Genomic DNA, 17,901 nt, shown 5'->3' with positions numbered 1-17,901 from the left:
CGAACATGAGCATCACAGTCAAGCCAGCACAAGCACCCGCCTCCGATCTCCCCGCACAGGGACTCACCCCAACACGCGAACAGATCCTGCGCCACCTGCGCCACTCCTGCGCCGTCGCAGAACGCGCAACGAAGCTCGGTCATCATCCCTTCGGCGCAATCCTCGTCGGTCCCGATCAGGAAACCGTCCTGATGGAGCAAGGCAATGTCGACACCGTGAACCACGCCGAGTCCGTGCTCGCCCGCGTCGCGGCACTCAACTTCACGCCGGAATATCTATGGGGCTGCACGCTCTATACGTCCGTCGAGCCGTGCTGCATGTGCGCCGGCACCGCGTACTGGGCCAATATCGGACGCGTTGTCTACGGTATGACCGAAGCGCGCTTGCTCGAAGCGACAGGCGATCACAGCGAGAACCCCACGATGAGCGTCGATTCGCGCTATGTATTCGATCACGGTCAGAAGCCAGTCGAACTGATCGGACCTATCGACGAGATCGAAGAAGAAGTGCTGCGCGTGCAACGCGAATTCTGGGCCTCACGATAACCGCGACGGGAACGCGCATTGCGCAACCATCATCATGACCCGTCCCGCCTTCTTCCACGCCGTCGCTGCCACTGTCGCATTCGCCTCGCTGGCCGCGACCGGTCACGTCAGTGCTCAAACCTCCCCGGCCGATACGCCGCATCACGACGCCCGCGGCTATCACAACAACTACACGCAATTGCCGCGTCCCTCCTTCCTGAAATGGCAATGGGAACGCTGGACGCAAGGCCTGCCCAAACCGCCCGAGAATGGCTATCGCTTTCCCGTCGATCATCCGGATGTTGCGTGGCTCAAGGCGAATCGTGCAGAAAACACGCTCACGTGGATCGGGCATTCCACTGCGCTGCTGCAAATGAACGGCGTCAATATTCTGACCGATCCGGTTTTTTCGGAGCGCGCGTCGCCCGTTCAGTTCGCGGGTCCGAAGCGCAAGGTTCCGCCGGGCCTGTCACTCGATGAACTGCCGCATATCGACATCGTGGTGATCTCGCATAACCACTACGATCATCTCGATACAGCAAGCGTCGAACGGCTTAACGCGCAGGCTGGCGGGCCGCCGCTCTTTCTCGTGCCGCTCGGCATCAAGGCGTGGATGAACGATCATGGCGTGACGAACGTGCAGGAACTCGACTGGTGGAATATGACGCACGCAGCGGGTCTCGATATAACGTTCGTGCCCGCGCAGCACTGGTCGGCACGCACGCTGACGGATCGTTCGGAAACCTTGTGGGGCGGCTGGGTCGTCACGACGCCGCCGCAGAGCGCGCATCCGTTCTCGTTTTATTTCGCGGGCGACACGGGGTATTCAAAAGACTTCGACGATATCGGCAAGAAATTCGGCGGATTCGATCTAGCGCTCATTCCGATTGGCGCTTACGCGCCGCGCTGGTTTATGCAGGCGCAACACGTGACGCCCGCCGAAGCGGTACAGATTCATCGCGACGTACATGCAAAACGATCCATCGGCGTGCACTGGGGTACGTTCGAACTCGCGGACGATCCCCTCGACGAAGCGCCAAAACTGCTCGCCGAAGCGACTGAAAAAGCGGGCATGCCGCCCGATGAATTCACCGTGCTGCGGCATGGTCAGATGATCAAACTCGACGAATCGAAGCCGCCGCAATGAAAGAAAAACCGCGCACATGGCGCGGCTTTTTCTTTAGCGGCAAATGGCGCTAAGCGCTTAGCCCTTCGTCACGCTAGCCGGCAAATCGCGTCCGTGATACTTCTTGTAGATCGCGTTCAGTTTGCCGTTCTTCTGATTCGTGCTAACCCAGTTGTTGACCCATTCCTTGAGCTTCGGCTGATCCTTGTTCATCGCAATGCCCAGGTCGAAATCCTTCTGTTCGAATTTCAGTTCGAGATTGCGCTGCGGCGCGCGTTTCGCCATTTCAGCCAGATTCGACGGCGTGCTCGAAAACACTTCCACTTGTCCCGTGACCATCGATGTGATCAGCGTCGCGTCGTCCTCGTAACGCTGAATCTGCGCGCCCTTTGCCATTTGCGTCGTGATCGTGTCGTTGACCGTTGCGCGCGTGAGGCCGATGGTCTTGCCGTTCAGATCGTCATAGTTTTTGATCTTGATTTCCTTCGGGCCGCCGACGATGATCGTGATGACCGCGTAGGGAATCGAAAAATCGACCACTTTGGCGCGTTCCGGCGTAATCGACAAATCGGCGATCACGAGATCCGCGCGTTGCGCCTGCAACGTCGGCACGCGTGCGGCGTTCGTGATCTGCACGAGTTCGAGCTTGACGCCGAGATCCTTGGCGAGGGCCGCCGCCGTGTCCACGTCGGAGCCGGCGGGTTGCAGGTTGGCGTCGGCGTAGCTGAAAAGCGGCGTGCCCATGGCGATCGCCACGCGCACCTTGCCCGCCTTCTTGATGTCGTCGAGCTGGTCCGCGAATGCCGCGTGCGAGACGCCTGCAAGCACGAGCGCCGCGACACATCCACGCATCACGAATCGGTTCAGTTTCATGGTTGTCTCCGTTTTATAGTCGGTTCGATATTCGGCGGCTTCAAAGGCCGTTGTTCAAAAAGGCGCGTAGTTCGGGCGTTTGCGGCGCATCGAGCATGTCGCCGCCGCCCACTTCCCAGACCTTGCCATGGTGCATATAGATGATGCGGTCGGCCATGCGCTTGGCAAACGCCATCTCGTGCGTGACAAGGATCATCGTCATGCCGTCGGCGGCGAGATCCTCCATTACGCGCAGCACTTCGCCCGTTAGCTGAGGGTCGAGCGCCGAGGTCACTTCGTCGAACAGCATGACCTTGGGTGACATCGCGAGCGAGCGCGCGATCGCCACGCGCTGCTGCTGGCCGCCCGACAATTGCTCGGGATACGCATCGGCTTTCTGCTCCAGTCCGACTTGTTCGAGCACCGCAAGCGCGATCCGGCGCGCTTCGTCGCGTGGCTTCTTCTTGACGTGCCGCAGCGCGAGCATGATGTTTTCCTGCACGGTCAGATGCGCGAACAGGTTATAGCTCTGGAATACGATGCCCACTTCGAGCCGCAACTGATGCAGGTTCACGGCGGGATCGTCCACGCGAATGCCGCACACTTCAATCGTGCCTTGATCGATGGTTTCCAGATGGTCGATACAGCGCAGCGCCGTGCTCTTGCCCGAGCCGCTCGCGCCGATCACGGCGATCATCTCGCCCTTCGCGACCTCGAACGAAACGCCTTTGAGGACCTGATTCGAGCCGAAGCTCTTGTAGACATCGTCGAGCTTAACGATTGGCAACATTGAGCTTCCTTTCCATCGATTGACTCCAGCGCGAAAGCGGATAGCACAGCAGGAAATAGAACACGCCGACCAGTCCGAACACGAGGAACGGCTGGAAAATGGAGTTATTGATAATCTGCCCCGCGCGCGTCAGTTCGACAAAGCCGATCACCGAAGCAAGCGACGTCATCTTGATGACCTGCACGAGAAAGCCGACTGTCGGCGGTAGCGCGAGCCGCACGGCTTGCGGAATGATGACGAGCCGCAAGGTCTGCCAGCGCGACAGCGAAAGGCATTCGGCTGCTTCCCATTGCGGCTTCGGCATCGCTTCGACGCAGCCGCGCCAGATATCGCCGAGATACGCGCTCGTGTAGACCATTAGCGCAAGACCGGCCGCGACGAGCGCGGGAACCTCGAAGCCGTAAACCGACAAACCGAAGTACACGATGAACAAGAGGATCAGCAGCGGAATGCCCTGAATTGCCTCGATATAGACGATCGCCGTCCGGCTCAGCCAGCGTCGCGGCGAGATGCGCGCGAGCATCACGCCGAATCCGCCGATACTGCCAAGCACGAACGCCAGCGCCGAGAGCACGAGCGTCCAGCCAATCGAACTCGCGAGATAGATCAGGTGCGCGAGCGTGAAGCCGCCGGTCATGCCGCACCTCCCTTCACGGCGGTATCGATACGCGGCGGCGCGGGCGGCGTCTTGCCCGCATTCAGCGCGGCGCGGCGCACCACGCGGCGGCGCTTGAATGCATACTCGCCGACCGCCCACGCAATCAGCTTGATGAGCAGCGACAACGCCAGATAGAGCGCCGCCACGACGATGTACGTTTCGAGCGAGCGGAACGTATCGGATTGCACGGTGTTGGCGGTCGCCGTCAATTCCTCGGCGGAGATTTGCGACGCGATGGCCGACGCCTGCATCATCAGCAAAAACTGGCTTGTGAGCGCGGGATAAACCTTTTCGATCGACGGTTGCAGCATCACATGCCAGCCGATCCGCCAGCGCGACAGGCCGAGACATTCAGCCGCCTCGATCTGCCCGCGCGGGACCGATTCCAGTCCGGCGCGAATGATTTCCGCTGCGTAAGCGCCGATATTAATGATCATCGCAAGCGCCGCCGCCGTGAAGGTCGGCATGCGCACGCCGATACTCGCGAGGCCGAAATACAGCAGGAAAATCTGCACAAGGAACGGCGTATTGCGCACCGCCTCGATATAAACCGAGCACACGCGCGATAGCAGTCTGGAGCGTCCGCGCTTCGCGAACGCGACCAGCGTGCCGAGTATCAGACCGAAGAAAATGGCGACCGTCGTCATCTTGAGCGTGAGCCACGCGCCTTTCAGGAAGACGGGCCAGTACGGCAAAAGACTGCTGAAATCTAGAGTGAATTTCATAACCGGCGCTTGTCTCGTCGTGGAGCGCACACCGGCTTCTTCGCCCGGTATCCGCCCGCCCGTGCGATGCCGGGCGTGGTCGCTATGCTGAAAATGCTTTGCGATCGGGCCGGATGAATCAGTTTTTCAGGATGCCCCGACGCATTTGGGTAACACTAGCATCGATGTACGACAACGTACATTATCGAAATCACTATGTAAGGGTTTATCCGATGCTGAACGCTTGAAAAGAAAATCGCGCTCGGCTGCTCAAGGCGGATACAGACGATTTGTGGTATCGCGCGTTTCGCCGTTTGCGGGAGCATCACTGCCGGCAAGTGCGCGGAGTAAGGGTCCACACTCGGGTATGTGATACGTTGTCAGATAACATCGGGACGACTATCATCGGTCGCCATGAGACCTGTCAACGGTACGCAATTGCCGACCAGCCCACTTTTCACGGAGATTCGCCGTGCTCCGCAATCCTGACGAGATGACCCGCGCGGCGGCTGTCAACGCGCCCGCGCGCCGCAGCCGAACCGCTGTGCTCGTGAGCGCACTGGAAGCGCAGATCCGCGAGGATCACTTACTCGCTGGCGACCGTCTGCCGACCGAAGCGGAGATGGCGCGGCAATTCGCCGTCAGCCGCACCGTCGTGCGTGAGGCGCTTTCCCGCCTTCAGGCGGCCGGCCTTGTCGAGACACGGCACGGCATCGGCACGTTCGTGCGCGATCTTCGCGACGGCGAGAACCGGCGTCCCGGCGAGATTTTCCGCCTGCATCCCGCCGACATGGCCGCATCCGATGAAGTGCTCGCCGCGCTCGAACTGCGCGTGAGTCTCGAAACCGAGTGCGCCGGGCTCGCGGCCGCACGGCGCAGCGACGAACAACTCGCGGTCATGCGCGCGGCGATCGAAGAGATCGCGCGCAATATCGACGCCGGCATCGACACCATTCCGCCAGACTTTCGCTTTCACCGCGAGATCGCGCGCGCGACCGGCAATCACCATTTCAGCGCGATGCTCGACCACTTCGGCGCAGGCATCATCCCGCGCACGAGGATCGTCGCGACGCCGATTCCCGCCGATCAATTCGCCGATTATCTGCGGCGTGTGAACGCCGAGCACGAGCAGATCCTCGACGCCATCGAGCGGCGCGATGCGGAATCCGCGCGCGCCGCGATGCGCGTGCATTTGATCAACAGCCGCGAGCGCCTGCGCCGCGCGCAAGGCAGCGATTGAAGCACCCGAGAAGCAGACGACACAACTCCCACACTCATTCACCCATGACGACACCGCAAGAACTCAAGCAAATCGTATCGGAAGGTCTGCTGTCTTTCCCGATCACCGACTTCGACGCCCAAGGCGATTTCCGCGCCGATACCTACGCCGAGCGACTCGAATGGCTCGCGCCCTATGGCGCAACGGCGCTGTTCGCGGCGGGCGGTACGGGCGAATTTTTCTCGCTGACGAAAAGCGATTACACGAACGTGATCCGCACCGCGACCGAAACCTGCAAAGGCAAAGTGCCGATTCTCGCGGGCGCGGGCGGCCCGACGCGCGTGGCGATCGAGTATGCGAAGGAAGCCGAACGTCTTGGTGCAAACGGCGTTCTGCTGATGCCGCATTATTTGACCGAAGCGTCGCAAGAAGGCATCGCCGATCACGCCGAGCAGGTTTGCAAGGCGGTGCCGAATATCGGCGTGATTATCTATAACCGCGCCAATTCGAAGCTCAATGCCGACATGCTCGAACGTCTGGCCGATTCGTGCCCGAACTTGATCGGCTTTAAAGACGGCGTCGGCGAGATCGAGAACATGGTGACGATTCGCCGTCGTCTCGGCGATCGCTTCTCTTATCTTGGCGGCCTGCCGACGGCGGAAGTCTATGCCGCCGCGTACAAGGCGCTCGGCGTGCCGGTGTATTCGTCGGCGGTGTTCAACTTCATCCCGAAGACCGCGATGGAGTTCTATCGCGCGATCGCAGCCGAAGATCACGCGACCACGGGGCGTTTGATCGACGAATTCTTCCTGCCGTATCTGAAGATCCGCAATCGCCGCGCGGGTTATGCGGTGAGTATCGTGAAGGCGGGCGCGACGCTCGTCGGCCATAGCGCCGGTCCGGTGCGCGCGCCGTTGACCGATCTGACGGAAGACGAAATGGCGCAACTCGATGTGCTCATCAAGAAGCTCGGCGCGCAGTAAGACTTAGGCGCGCGCACTGGCCGACAGACACTCGACCAGTTCGCGCGCAACCGGCGTGAGCGCATCGACGTCGCGCACGCAGACGTCGAGATGCCGCGTCGCCCACGCATCGGTCAGCCGGACCGTTGCGATGGACATCGAGCGGCGGCATCGTCGCGCGGCCGTCTCCGGCACGATGCCAAAGCCGACACCATGCGCCACCATCCGGCAGATCGCGTCGAAGGTGCGCAGGCGCACGCGAAACGCGACGGCGTGCCCCGCGCGCGCCGCGTGCTCGCCGAGATAATCCTGCAGCGGGCTGCCCGCGCTCAATCCCACAAACGGGTACGCTGCGACCGCTGAAAACGCGATTCGCCCGGCCTGGGCGAACTCGCTGTCGCGCGGCACGACCAGCACGAGCCGATCGACCGCGAACGGAAAATGCGCCAGGTTCGCGTGATCGACAGCGCGCGCGACGATCCCCACTTCCGCGACGCCCCCCGCGACCGCCTTCACAATTTCCGCGCTCAAACGTTCTTTCAGAACGATGTCCACGTTCGGCCGCGTCGCGAGAAAAGGCGCGAGCGCGGCGGGCAGAAATTCGGTCATCGCGGCCGTGTTGGTCCACAAGCGGACCTGCGCCTTCAACCCCTTTGAATATTCGCCCAGTTCGCCGTGCAGCTCGTCCATCTGACGAAGGACGAGCCGCGCATGATGCGCGAGCGTATCGCCCGCTGGCGTCGATTCGACGCCGCGCCGGCCGCGTTCGAGCAACGGCAGGCCGATCGTCTCTTCCATGCCGCGCAGCCGCGCGCTCGCGGACGGCAGCGACAGATTCGCCTGCGCCGCGCCGTGCGTGATGCTGCCGGTTTCGAGCACGTGCAGAAAAAGCCTGAGGTCGATGAGATCGAAGCGCATGTTCGCGATAGTAGCAGCGCTGGGTGCTTCTGCCTAAGCCGTAGCCTTAGGCAGACTCAAAATCTCGCGCATTGCGGCACGGGCGGATTCACGCAGAATAAAGGCACTTCCAACGATGCAAAAACCCTCGAATGACCGATCCTTCTCCTGCGCGGATCGCGCTGATCGCGCTCACGTTTCTCGTTGCCGGCATGGTGAAGGGCGTGAGCGGCATGGGCCTGCCGACCGTCGCCATGGGCCTGCTCGGCGCGGTCATGCCGACCGCGAGCGCGGCGTCGCTGCTGATCCTTCCTTCGTTCGTCACGAACGTCTGGCAGTTGCTTGGGCGGCGGCGTTTCGGCGCGCTTGCCCGGCGCCTCTCTACGATGATGGCGGGCATCGTCGCGGGGACGCTTGCCGGCGCGTGGTTCATGGCGAGCGATCACGGCTGGACGCGTGTCGCGCTCGGCGTAACGCTGATGCTTTACGCGTGCTACGGACTGGCGGGACGCCCGCTCGCGATCCCGCCGCGCGCCGAGCGATGGTTGTCGCCGGTCGTGGGCATCGCGACCGGGCTGATCACCGGCGCGACCGGCGTGTTCGTGATCCCCGCCGTGCCCTACGTGCAGGCGCTCGGTCTGGACAAGGAAGATTTGATTCAGGCGCTCGGTTTGTCGTTCACGGTATCGACCGTCGCGCTCGCGATCGGGCTGACCGGCGGTGGCGCGTTCGCGACCGGCGATATCGCCGCTTCGACGCTCGCCGTCGCGCCGGCGTTGATCGGCATGTGGGCCGGACAGCATGTCCGCCGCCGCGTGAGCATCGCGACGTTCAAGCGCTGCTTTTTCGCGTGCCTGCTGCTGCTCGGCCTGCAACTGGTCGTGCGGCCTCTGTTTTGACCGCGAAGGCGCTGCGGAGGCATCCATGATGTCCGCTTGCCTCGACACGATCGGCGCGCTTGCAGTGCTCGCGAGCATTGCGGTGAAGATCGCAGCGTTCAGACGTGCGCGCTTATGCGCGAGCCGTCGCGAGAACGACCACTGCCGCGATTGAGCGCCAGGGACCGCCCAATAAAAAAACTCCCGGCGCGCGTTACGCGCCGGGAGTTTTTCGTGAGACACACGGACCGGAGTCCGCCACCGCTTTCGATTAGAAGCGGTGAATAATGCCGACGCCGCCTGCGAACATGCTGCGCGATGCCGACGGTGCGCTTTGGAAGCCGTCGCCGATCGACGCGTTGGCAGCCGTCTGATTGCCGTTTGCCAACAGCGTCCGGCCGTTCGCGCGCTGGAATGCCTCAAGCGCGTACAGACCCGTGCGCTTCGACAGCGAGTAGTACTGGGACAAGGTGAACTGGTGGTACGACGCTGCGTCGTTGATGCCGTTCGCCTTGCTTGCCCACGTGTAGCTGTAGCCAGCGCCGAAGTCCCACGTCGGGGATGCCTTCCAGTGCAGCACGGTGCCAGCCGTGTTGAAGACCGCTTCGCTCGCGAAGCCGGAATTCACGCCCGGGATGTATTGAACATTCGTGTAGGTCGCCGTGATGTCCCACGCGCTGTTGAACGTGTAGCCACCGCCGACCGCGAAGCGCTGTTGCGCTTGCGCACGTTGGTAACCAGCCGTGATCGCCGACACGCCAGCCTGACCGCCGCCCGTCGTGCTCGTCGGGTCGTTGACGGTCGTCGATGCGCCGCTGTAGATGCCGCCGCCGTTGGCTGCGTTGTTGATACGCGAGAATGCCACCGCCAGGCCGATCGGGCCTGCCGTGTATCGCGCGCCGGTCGCCCACGTCGAGCCTTGGTACACGCTGCCCGGGACGCCCGCGAACGAGTACGAACCGCTCAGCGTCAGGCCGTAAAGCACCGGCGACGTGTAGACGATGGAGTTGTTTGCGCGGTAGATCGTGTCGAGACCATCCAGATCGCCCGGGTGCGCGCCGTAGTAGCCCGTCAGCCAGTTGGTCGGGCTGTACGGCGACATGATGGTGTAGTACGACGCGTACTGGCGACCTGCGGAAACCGTACCGTAGGCGGCGTTCGTCACGCCGACCCACGATTGACGCGCGAACAGCGCGTTGGTGAACTGACCCGAACCCGAGTTGGTATCGAAGCCCGACTCCAACTGGAAGATGGCCTTGGTGCCGCCGCCCAGATCTTCGGAACCCTTCAGGCCGAAGCGGCTACCCGCCCAGACGCCCGAACCGGTCTTGACGTTCGAACGGCCCGGATTGGTCTTAGCCAAGTTCGTCTGACTGCTTTGGTAGACGATCGAATCGTCGACGATACCGTAGAGCGTCACGCTGCTCTGTGCAAATACCGGCGCTGCGACGAACGCTGCACCGGCCACGATGGCTGCCTTTGATTTGTTGAAATTGCCCATCTTCTCTCCTCTACCTACGTTGGTGTTTTTGGCGTTCAGCGCCCCTGTGAATCGCGATGATTTCGCGCTCTCGGGGGCTTTATGAATGGCTATTCTGGGGACGGATAATACCGTCGTGTAATCTGGCTGACTAGGTAACCGTCAGTTGTTCGCAACGGTTTTCGAAAGTTTGAGCAGCGCGCGCGCTTCTGCCGCCGTCGCGACCGCGCGGCCGTATTCGCCACACAACGCAACGACCCGGCTCACCAGTTGCGCATTGCTCGTCGCGAGCGTGTCCTTGTCCCAGCGCACGTTGTCCTCGAGTCCCGTGCGGCAGTGACCGCCCATTTGCAGCGTCCAGTGGTTCACTTCAAGCTGATGCCGGCCGATCCCCGCCGCCGTCCAGGTCGCATCCGGCAATAGCGCCTTCAGTTGCGCGACCTCGAATTCGAGAATCTCGCGGCGCGCGGGCAACGCGTTCTTCACGCCGAACACGAATTGCACATGCACGGGCGATTTAAGCAGACCCTTCGCAACCAGATCGCCAGTGCTGTAGAGCATCGCCAGATCGAAAATTTCGATTTCGGGCTTGACGTCGTGGTCGAGCATCATCTGCGCAAGCGAGCGCACGAAATCCGGCGGATTTTCGTAGACCGTGGTCGGGAAATTCACCGATCCCGTCGCAAGCGATGCCATGTCGGGATTGAGATCGAGCATCGCGCCGCGCTGTTCGAACGAGCGTCCGCGGCCACCTGTCGAGAACTGGATGATCATCTCCGGGCAATGCCGGCGAATGCCGTCCTGAAGCTCCGCGAAGCGCGCGCGGTCCGAACTCGAATTTTCCTGTTCGTCGCGCACGTGCAGATGCACGAGCGTGGCGCCCGCCTCGTAGGCTTCCTGCGTGCTTTCAATCTGCTCGGCGATCGTGACGGGCACGGCCGGGTTGTCCTTCTTGCGCGGAACGGAACCTGTAATCGCGACGGAAATAATGCACGGCTCGGTCATGCTGCCCTCCGGTTAAGCCGACGACAAAGCCCGACTCCAGCGAAACGCGCGCCATAAGTCTGACCATTTTTAACTAGCTAGTACACTAAGGATCGTGGCGTCGCGGGATCAAAGTCACAACCCAAGAAAACCCTAGAACGTCGCATCGGAGACACACGCGTTTTTTCGGGCTTGTGCCGGCGGAGCTCGTGCGCATTGCGCGACATTTGCAAGCTTTGTGTCGGCGATGCGTCGGTCGGCGAGCAAGCGTGCCGCCGACCCGATGTGTTCGCCGATCGACCCGCGAGGGATGCGGAACGACGATTGCTCAGACAAAATATTCGACCTTTCCCCTAAACTTTATGAAACGCGCGCCGTATACCGGTGAGCGATTCCGCGAACTGGCAGTGCGGAATCGACGAACGGCATCGACGAACGGCGTCGCGATTTTTCGTTAAACGGCGCGTTTAGATGCCGGTTCACACAGGAAGGCCCGGTAACGCACTTGGACGCAGCGACCGGACCGGCTGGGAGACAAGGGTGAGTATCTGGAGTGCGCTCAACGCGCGCAATGCACGCAATGCACGCAATGCACAAGCAAGACCCGCCGCGATACGCAGCGGCCTGCGCTTCGTCGCGGGGCTGTACCGTGTCCGCGTGATCGGCATGGTGATCGGCCTGATCTCGTTCGCGCCCGCCGTGCTGGTGGAACGCGCGCCGTCGACGGTGCTCGCGCTTCTCGCCGCCGCTTTTCTCGCCTGGCCGCATGTCGCTCACGAATTGTCGCGGCGCGCCGCGCAGCCGCTGCGCGCCGAACGCCGCAACCTGCTCTTCGATGCATTGCTCGCGGGCGTGGTCGTCGCGTTGCTCAACTTCCGGCTGCTGCCGGCGGCCATCGTGATGATGGCGGTCGCGATGAACAGCATCGCGCTTGGCGGCGTGCGTTTTTTGATCGCGGGCGTGCTGACGAGCGCGGTGGGCATGGCGCTCGGCACACTTGGTTTCGGTGTGCAGGTCGATCGGCCCGACGAGCCTTACGCAACCCTTTTCATGCTGCCGATGATGCTCATCTATCCGTTGCTGATCGGCAAGTTCGCGTTCGACGCGTCCGCGCGGCTCACGCGGCAGACGCGCGAAATGAAGATGCTTTCCGAACGCGACCGGCTGACCGGCCTGCTCAACCGGCCGACCTTCATCGAACGGCTTGACGAACTGCTGCGCGGCGACAGTGGACGGGACAGCGTGATCGGCGTGTTGTTCATCGATCTCGACAACTTCAAGACGATCAACGATTCGCTCGGCCACCGCGCCGGCGACCGCGTGCTGGTGCGTCTGAGCAGCCGGCTTTCGAAAATCGGCGAACAGGGCGGCCTGATCGGACGATACGGTGGCGACGAATTCGTGGCCGCCGTGCATGCCGCCTCGACCGATGCGCTCGCGTCGATTGCCACGCGCCTGATCGACGATCTCTCGCGCGATGTTTCCATCGACGGCACGCGGCTGAAGTTTGGCGCGACGGTCGGCATCAGTGTGTTTTCCGTCCACGCGCACGACGCTGCCACGCTCATCAGTACGGCAGACGTCGCAATGTACGAGGCGAAAAAAGCAGGCAAAGGCACGTTCAGTTTCTACGACGCGCAGCTTGCCGAGGCAGCGGCGGTCAAGTACCGCATCGCGCGGCGACTGCGCGCCGCCATCCAGACCGACCTGCAGGTGTATTACCAGCCGCAGGTGGAACTCGCGACCGGCCGCATGGCGGGCGTCGAAGCGCTTGCGCGGTGGCGCGACGAGGAACTCGGCGAAGTCTCGCCCGCCGTTTTTATTCCGATTGCCGAGGAAATGGGGCTGATAACCGAACTGGGCGTGACCGTCCTGCGGCGCGCGTGCAGCGACGCCGCGCGCTGGCGGGATCGCTACGGCGCGCACATTCCGGTTTCGGTGAACGTGTCCGCGCTGCAATTGCGGCGGCCCGAATTTGTCGATTGCGTGCGGCAGATGATCGAGCGTTTCAGCCTCGACGCATCGCTGCTCGAGCTCGAAGTGACCGAAAGCGCGCTGCTCGACAAGATGGGCGAAGCGCGCGGCATTTTCCGCGAGCTCGAGAATCTGGGCGTGCGGATCGCCGTGGACGACTTCGGCACCGGTTATTCGAATCTGTCCTATCTGCACGCGTTGAAGGTGGATCGTTTGAAGATCGACCAGTCGTTCATTCGCGCGCTGCATTCCACCTCGACGAGCCAGCCGATCGTTTCCGCCGTGATCGCGATGGCGCACGCGATGGGGATCGACGTGGTCGCGGAAGGTGTTGAAACGGGCGAGCAAGCACGGTGGTTGCGCACGCACGGTTGTGCGCTTGGGCAGGGGTATTTTTACAGCCGCGCGATTACGCCCGCGGCGATTGAGCAATTGCTTCTCGATGCGGGGAGCGAGCCGCTCTGTTTGGTTTCCGCTGAGGAACCCGTAGTTTCTTTGCGCGCGTTGGCGTGAGTGTTCGGGGGTTTTTCGCTGGCGCGGTTGAGGAATCGGCCGGTTGCCCTCTGCTCTCGGGAGACTTGCTTTCGTGTCGGTTTATTAGCACGCCGCTATGCGCGGCAGTCGTTGGTTTCTTTGGCTAGCGGAAGAGAAAGTGACTAAAGAAAACAGTCGCGCAGTCATTCGGCGCCGTTGGGCGGCTTGAGGGTGGGTGGGTTACACCGTTTGATGTTCGGGCGCTTTCTGGGAACTTGCCTTCGTGTAGGTCTATTAGCTCGCCGCTATGCGCGGCAGCAGTCACTTTCTTTGCTGCTGCAAAGAAAGTAACCAAAGAAAGCAGCTTATCCGCCTAAGTGTCCACCTCGAATAACCTAGCGGATAGGCACGCAAGCTGACTCGGCTATCTCGCAGTCGTTCGGATTGGCACAGCACCCGTCAGTTCCGTCCTCGCTGCGCTCGGACGACGGGCATATCTAAAAACCATCGGTTTGGTTTGGTTTGGTTTGGTTTGGTTTGGTTTGGTTTGGTTTGGTTTGGTTTGGTTTGGTTTGGTTTGGTTTGGTTTGGTTTGGTTTGGTTTGGTTTGGTTTGGTTTGGTTTGGTTTGGTTTGGTTTGGTTTGGTTTGGTTTGGTTTCTTCGGTTATGCCTTACCGGCAGGCACTTTGTGCCTGCCGGGATGGATGAGCGGCTCCACTCTGTTTTGTGGTGCGATGGTCGAATCAGCTTGCGTACCACTCCCGGATACGGTTCGTGGTGGACACTTAGACGGATAAGCTGCTTTCTTTGGTTACTTTCTTTGCAGCAGCAAAGAAAGTGACTGCTGCCGCGCATAGCGGCGAGCTAATAGACCTACACGAAAGCAAGTTCCCAAGAAGCGCGTGCAAACAAAAGCAAAAGGGCGCTAGCAAGCCCAAAACCCTCACTCCGTGCACGGACTTTATTGTCCGGGCGTGCGCAAACCACGAACTATCCGGATAATACGGGTAATCCCGTACCCGTCGCCGCCCGACGCACCCCCCACAAGGTTTCCAATGAACGATCCCCTTTCCCGGGTCACCGCGCCCTATGGCGCCGGCTTGGCTGAACTCGCGCTTGCGATCGGCGGTCTCGCCATCGGCACCGGCGAGTTTGCCTCAATGACGATCCTGCCCGTCATCGCGGACGGCCTCGACACGCCGCTCCCGACAATGGGCCACATGATCAGCGCCTACGCGCTCGGCGTCGTGGTCGGCGCGCCGCTCATCACGATCTTCTTCGCCAAAGTGCCGCGCCGCGCAATGCTGATCGGTCTGATGCTGATGTTCGCGCTCGGCAATCTGCTAAGCGCGCTCGCGCCGAGCTACGGCGCGCTCGTTGTTGCCCGGTTTATCGCCGGCATTCCGCACGGCGCGTATTTCGGCGTGGCCGCGCTGGTGGCGGCGTCGCTCGTGCCGCCCGACCGGCGGGCGCGCGCAGTCGGGCGTGTGATGCTCGGGCTGACGGTCGCGAATATTTTCGGCGTGCCGCTCGCGACGTGGCTCGGCCAGGTGCTCGGCTGGCGCTCGGACTTCCTGCTGGTCGGTGCGCTTGCGCTCCTGACCGCCATCGGCGTGCGCTTTTTCCTGCCGCCCATTCCAGCGGGCGGTGCAACGCCGATGCGCGAACTCGGCGTGTTTAGTCGACCGCAGGTCTGGCTGACGCTCGCCGTCGTGGCGATCGGTTTCGGCGGCCTGTTCGCGGTCTACACCTACGTCACGCCGACCCTCATCGAAGTCACGCACGTATCGGCGTGGCTCGTCCCGGTGTTGCTGGGCGCGCTGGGCGTCGGCATGACGACCGGGAGTCTCGTGGGCGGCTGGCTCGCCGACCGGTCGCGCATCTGGACCATTTTCGGCGTGCTGATCTGGAATGCCGTCGCGCTGGCCGCGTTCTATTACACGTCGTCGAACGTGTGGGCCGCGACGCTCAACCTGTTCGCGATGGGCGCGGGCATCGCCGTGGTGCCCGCCGTGCAGACGCGCCTGATGGACGTGGCCGGCGACGCGCAGACCGTCGCAGCCGCGCTGAACCATTCGGCGTTCAACATCGCCAACGCAATCGGCGCATGGGCCGGCGGCGCGGTGATCGCGGCGGGTTTCGGGCTCGCTGCGACCGGCTGGGTCGGCGCGATGCTGGCGTGCGGCGGGATCGTGCTGCTCGGCGTGTCCGTTGCGACGGAGCGGCGTGGGTCGGCGGTGGAAGCGGCGGCGGTTTGAGGGGCCTGCGCTCCCGCCAACTACGAAGCTGAACGACGTTAAGCCGTCGTCCGCACCAGCGCCGCCTTCACCATCCGCGCCAGATCGCCGATCCTGAACGGCTTCCTCAATATCGAAAACCCGTCGCCCGCCGCGACCGACACCTGCGACACATCCACATCCGCGTAGCCGGTCGCGAGAATGACCGGCAACTGCGGCTGCTGGCGGCGCGCTTCCGTAATCACTTCGATACCGTTCATCCCCGGCATCGCGAAATCCACCAACAGCAGGTGCGGCCGGTCGTCCGCGAGGCGCGCCAGCCCCGCCCGGCCGTTCGCGGCTTCCGTCACCTCGTAGCCGAGCATCACCAGGCAATCGACCAGAAACGTCCGCACATCGGCGTCGTCTTCGATCACCAGCACGCGCTCGTGCCCTTCGGCGCGCGGGTCCTCGCCCGGCACGAGCGCGGCAGCCGTTTCAGCCGGTTCGCGGCGCGGCAGCCAGATTTCGACCGTGGTGCCCTTGCCCGCTTCGCTCTGGATCAGCGCCGTGCCGCCCGCCTGCCGCGCGATGCCGTAGACCTGGCTCAATCCCAAACCAGTGCCTTTACCGACCGGCTTGGTCGTGAAAAACGGATCGAACACGCGCGACAACACTTCCGGCGCGATGCCCGTGCCGGTATCGCTCACGCCGATCACCACGTAACGCCCCGGACTCACCGATTCGTCCGGCGCGGACCGCTCGGCGAGCGTGATCGAAATGACACCGCCGTCGGGCATCGCGTCGCGGGCGTTGATCGCGAGATTCAGGATGGCGAGTTCGAGCTGGTTGGCGTCGGCCTGCGTCCAGACTTCGTCGGCGGTGAAATCGGCGCGCAGCCGGATACCGTTGCCGAGCGACAACGTCAGCATGTCGCGCATGCCGTCCAGCAACGCGACGATATCGAGCGCTTTCAGATCGAGATTGCTGCTGCGCGAAAAAGTAAGCAACTGACTCGTCAGTTTCGCGCCGCGCTCGGTCGCGCGCTTGGCGGTCTGCGCGAGCGTGCGGATGCGGTCGTCCGACGACAACCGCGCGATCAGCTCGGCGTTGCCCATGATGACGTTGAGCAGATTATTGAAATCGTGCGCGATGCCGCCCGTCAACTGGCCGAGCGCTTCCATTTTTTGCGCCTGCACGAGCGCGGCCTGCATCTTCGCGCGCTCGTGCATTTCCTTCATCAAGCGGTCGTTGGCGGACGCCAGTTCGCGCGTACGCTCCTCGATCCGGCTCTCCAGCGAATCGTTCAGCCGTTCCACCGCCAGCTGGCTCGCGACGATCTTCTCGTTGATCTCGTGCCGGTCGGTAACGTCGATCGAGACGCCGATCATCCGCGTGCAGCGCGCTTCCGCAGCGCCGTTCTGGCCCTGTCCGCCGCCGCGGCTCGGATGTCCGCGCGACTGAATCCAGCGCACCGATCCATCCGGCCAGATCACGCGGTATTCGACTGTCAAGTTGGTGTTTTCGTCGAGACAGCGACGCAGTTCGCGTTCACGCATCGCACGGTCGTCGGGATGGACGGCCGCGAGCAGCTCGTCGTATTCGAGCGTCGGCCCTTTGCGTCCGAAGATTTTCCGGAGCGCCTCGGTCGTGCGCAGCACGCCGGTCTCCAGATCCAGTTCCCACGAACCGAGCCGTCCCGCCGCGAGCGCGAGATGCAGCCGTTCCTGCGCCTCGACGCGCTCGGACAGTTGCCGCCGCGCCTCGTATTGCCGCAGCCGCGCCCGCAACGACGACGACACCGCCCGCCGCAGCGTTTCCGCGTTCAGCGGCCGCTCCAGCACGACCACGTTGCCGAGCCGCTCCAGCATGTCGAGCGCCTGCGGCGCACGCCGTCCGGGGCTTTTGGTGGCGAGCAGGATCAGCGGGAAATCGGACCAGGTGGGCTGCTGGTCGAGCCAGGTGAAGAGACGCGCGGACTGATCGGGCAGAAGCGCTTCTTCCGCGATCAACGCGACGCCCGCGCCGCGCTCAAGCTCCCGGCACAGCGCCAGCGTGTCCGCGCAAGGCACGCAGTCGCGACTGTCGCGCGCGAGCAGTTCGGCAATCACATACGTGTCGCGGCCGCGCGGAGCAAGGATAAGGACTCGATTCTCCACGGC

16 protein-coding genes are annotated in these 17,901 nt (G+C 62.6%); 8 read left to right on the top strand and 8 right to left on the bottom strand.

Annotation, left to right across the window (positions count from 1 at the left end):
• The first annotated feature begins 5 nt into the window (after window positions 1-5).
• Window positions 6-545, top strand: coding sequence for a nucleoside deaminase (locus AC3D25_RS26670; protein ID WP_488891487.1), 540 nt, complete (start codon window positions 6-8; stop codon window positions 543-545).
• A 34-nt stretch (window positions 546-579) separates the two neighbouring features.
• A complete protein-coding gene (locus AC3D25_RS26665) occupies window positions 580-1,671 on the top strand; it encodes an MBL fold metallo-hydrolase (protein WP_488891486.1) in 1,092 nt (363 codons plus the stop codon).
• Between the two features lie 57 nt (window positions 1,672-1,728).
• Here the strand turns inward: AC3D25_RS26665 and AC3D25_RS26660 are convergent, their stop codons facing one another.
• Genes AC3D25_RS26660 through AC3D25_RS26645 form a run of 4 tightly spaced genes read right to left on the bottom strand, consistent with a single transcriptional unit; the run spans window position 1,729 to window position 4,675 of the window.
• Window positions 1,729-2,523 (bottom strand): transporter substrate-binding domain-containing protein, encoded by a 795-nt coding sequence (locus AC3D25_RS26660; RefSeq protein ID WP_488891485.1) that lies wholly within the window; start codon window positions 2,521-2,523, stop codon window positions 1,729-1,731.
• 40 nt (window positions 2,524-2,563) lie between these two features.
• On the bottom strand, window positions 2,564-3,292 hold the full coding sequence (locus AC3D25_RS26655) for an amino acid ABC transporter ATP-binding protein (RefSeq protein WP_488891484.1): 729 nt from the start codon (window positions 3,290-3,292) through the stop codon (window positions 2,564-2,566).
• Window positions 3,276-3,929, bottom strand: a complete 654-nt coding sequence (locus AC3D25_RS26650) for an amino acid ABC transporter permease (RefSeq protein WP_488891483.1) — start codon at window positions 3,927-3,929, stop codon at window positions 3,276-3,278. The genes AC3D25_RS26655 and AC3D25_RS26650 overlap by 17 nt, the downstream gene beginning before the upstream one ends.
• A complete protein-coding gene (locus AC3D25_RS26645; protein WP_488891482.1) occupies window positions 3,926-4,675 on the bottom strand; it encodes an amino acid ABC transporter permease in 750 nt (249 codons plus the stop codon). The genes AC3D25_RS26650 and AC3D25_RS26645 overlap by 4 nt, the downstream gene beginning before the upstream one ends.
• Window positions 4,676-5,126: 451 nt before the next feature.
• On the opposite strand from AC3D25_RS26645, the gene AC3D25_RS26640 reads away from it, so the two are divergent.
• On the top strand, window positions 5,127-5,894 hold the full coding sequence (locus AC3D25_RS26640; protein WP_488891481.1) for a FadR/GntR family transcriptional regulator: 768 nt from the start codon (window positions 5,127-5,129) through the stop codon (window positions 5,892-5,894).
• A 44-nt stretch (window positions 5,895-5,938) separates the two neighbouring features.
• Entirely contained in the window at window positions 5,939-6,856 is a 918-nt protein-coding gene (gene kdgD / locus AC3D25_RS26635) for a 5-dehydro-4-deoxyglucarate dehydratase (RefSeq protein ID WP_488890716.1), read from the top strand.
• A gap of 3 nt (window positions 6,857-6,859) precedes the next feature.
• Here the strand turns inward: kdgD and AC3D25_RS26630 are convergent, their stop codons facing one another.
• Complete coding sequence (locus tag AC3D25_RS26630; protein WP_488891480.1) at window positions 6,860-7,753, bottom strand: LysR family transcriptional regulator; 894 nt, start codon at window positions 7,751-7,753, stop codon at window positions 6,860-6,862.
• Between the two features lie 131 nt (window positions 7,754-7,884).
• On the opposite strand from AC3D25_RS26630, the gene AC3D25_RS26625 reads away from it, so the two are divergent.
• Together AC3D25_RS26625 and AC3D25_RS26620 are read left to right on the top strand one after the other, a co-directional pair.
• Window positions 7,885-8,631: a sulfite exporter TauE/SafE family protein gene (locus AC3D25_RS26625; protein WP_488891479.1), complete on the top strand. Its 747-nt coding sequence runs from the start codon at window positions 7,885-7,887 to the stop codon at window positions 8,629-8,631.
• A gap of 25 nt (window positions 8,632-8,656) precedes the next feature.
• Entirely contained in the window at window positions 8,657-8,785 is a 129-nt protein-coding gene (locus AC3D25_RS26620; protein WP_488891478.1) for a hypothetical protein, read from the top strand.
• Between the two features lie 96 nt (window positions 8,786-8,881).
• Here the strand turns inward: AC3D25_RS26620 and AC3D25_RS26615 are convergent, their stop codons facing one another.
• A complete protein-coding gene (locus tag AC3D25_RS26615) occupies window positions 8,882-10,111 on the bottom strand; it encodes a porin (protein WP_488891477.1) in 1,230 nt (409 codons plus the stop codon).
• Between the two features lie 141 nt (window positions 10,112-10,252).
• Window positions 10,253-11,095 carry a 3-oxoadipate:acetyl-CoA acetyltransferase gene (locus AC3D25_RS26610; RefSeq protein ID WP_488891476.1) on the bottom strand — a complete coding sequence of 281 codons (843 nt, stop codon included), beginning with the start codon at window positions 11,093-11,095 and terminating at the stop codon, window positions 10,253-10,255.
• Between the two features lie 519 nt (window positions 11,096-11,614).
• Here AC3D25_RS26610 and AC3D25_RS26605 point away from each other — a divergent pair.
• On the top strand, window positions 11,615-13,561 hold the full coding sequence (locus AC3D25_RS26605) for a putative bifunctional diguanylate cyclase/phosphodiesterase (RefSeq protein ID WP_488891475.1): 1,947 nt from the start codon (window positions 11,615-11,617) through the stop codon (window positions 13,559-13,561).
• Between the two features lie 1,017 nt (window positions 13,562-14,578).
• A complete protein-coding gene (locus AC3D25_RS26600) occupies window positions 14,579-15,781 on the top strand; it encodes an MFS transporter (RefSeq protein WP_488891474.1) in 1,203 nt (400 codons plus the stop codon).
• 38 nt (window positions 15,782-15,819) lie between these two features.
• On the opposite strand, the gene AC3D25_RS26595 is transcribed toward AC3D25_RS26600, so the two are convergent.
• Window positions 15,820-17,898 carry an ATP-binding protein gene (locus AC3D25_RS26595; protein ID WP_488891473.1) on the bottom strand — a complete coding sequence of 693 codons (2,079 nt, stop codon included), beginning with the start codon at window positions 17,896-17,898 and terminating at the stop codon, window positions 15,820-15,822.
• Window positions 17,899-17,901: the final 3 nt, after the last annotated feature.

It is taken from the genome of Caballeronia sp. SL1002 (assembly GCF_057814995.1).
This window is presented reverse-complemented; position numbering and strand designations above follow the sequence as displayed.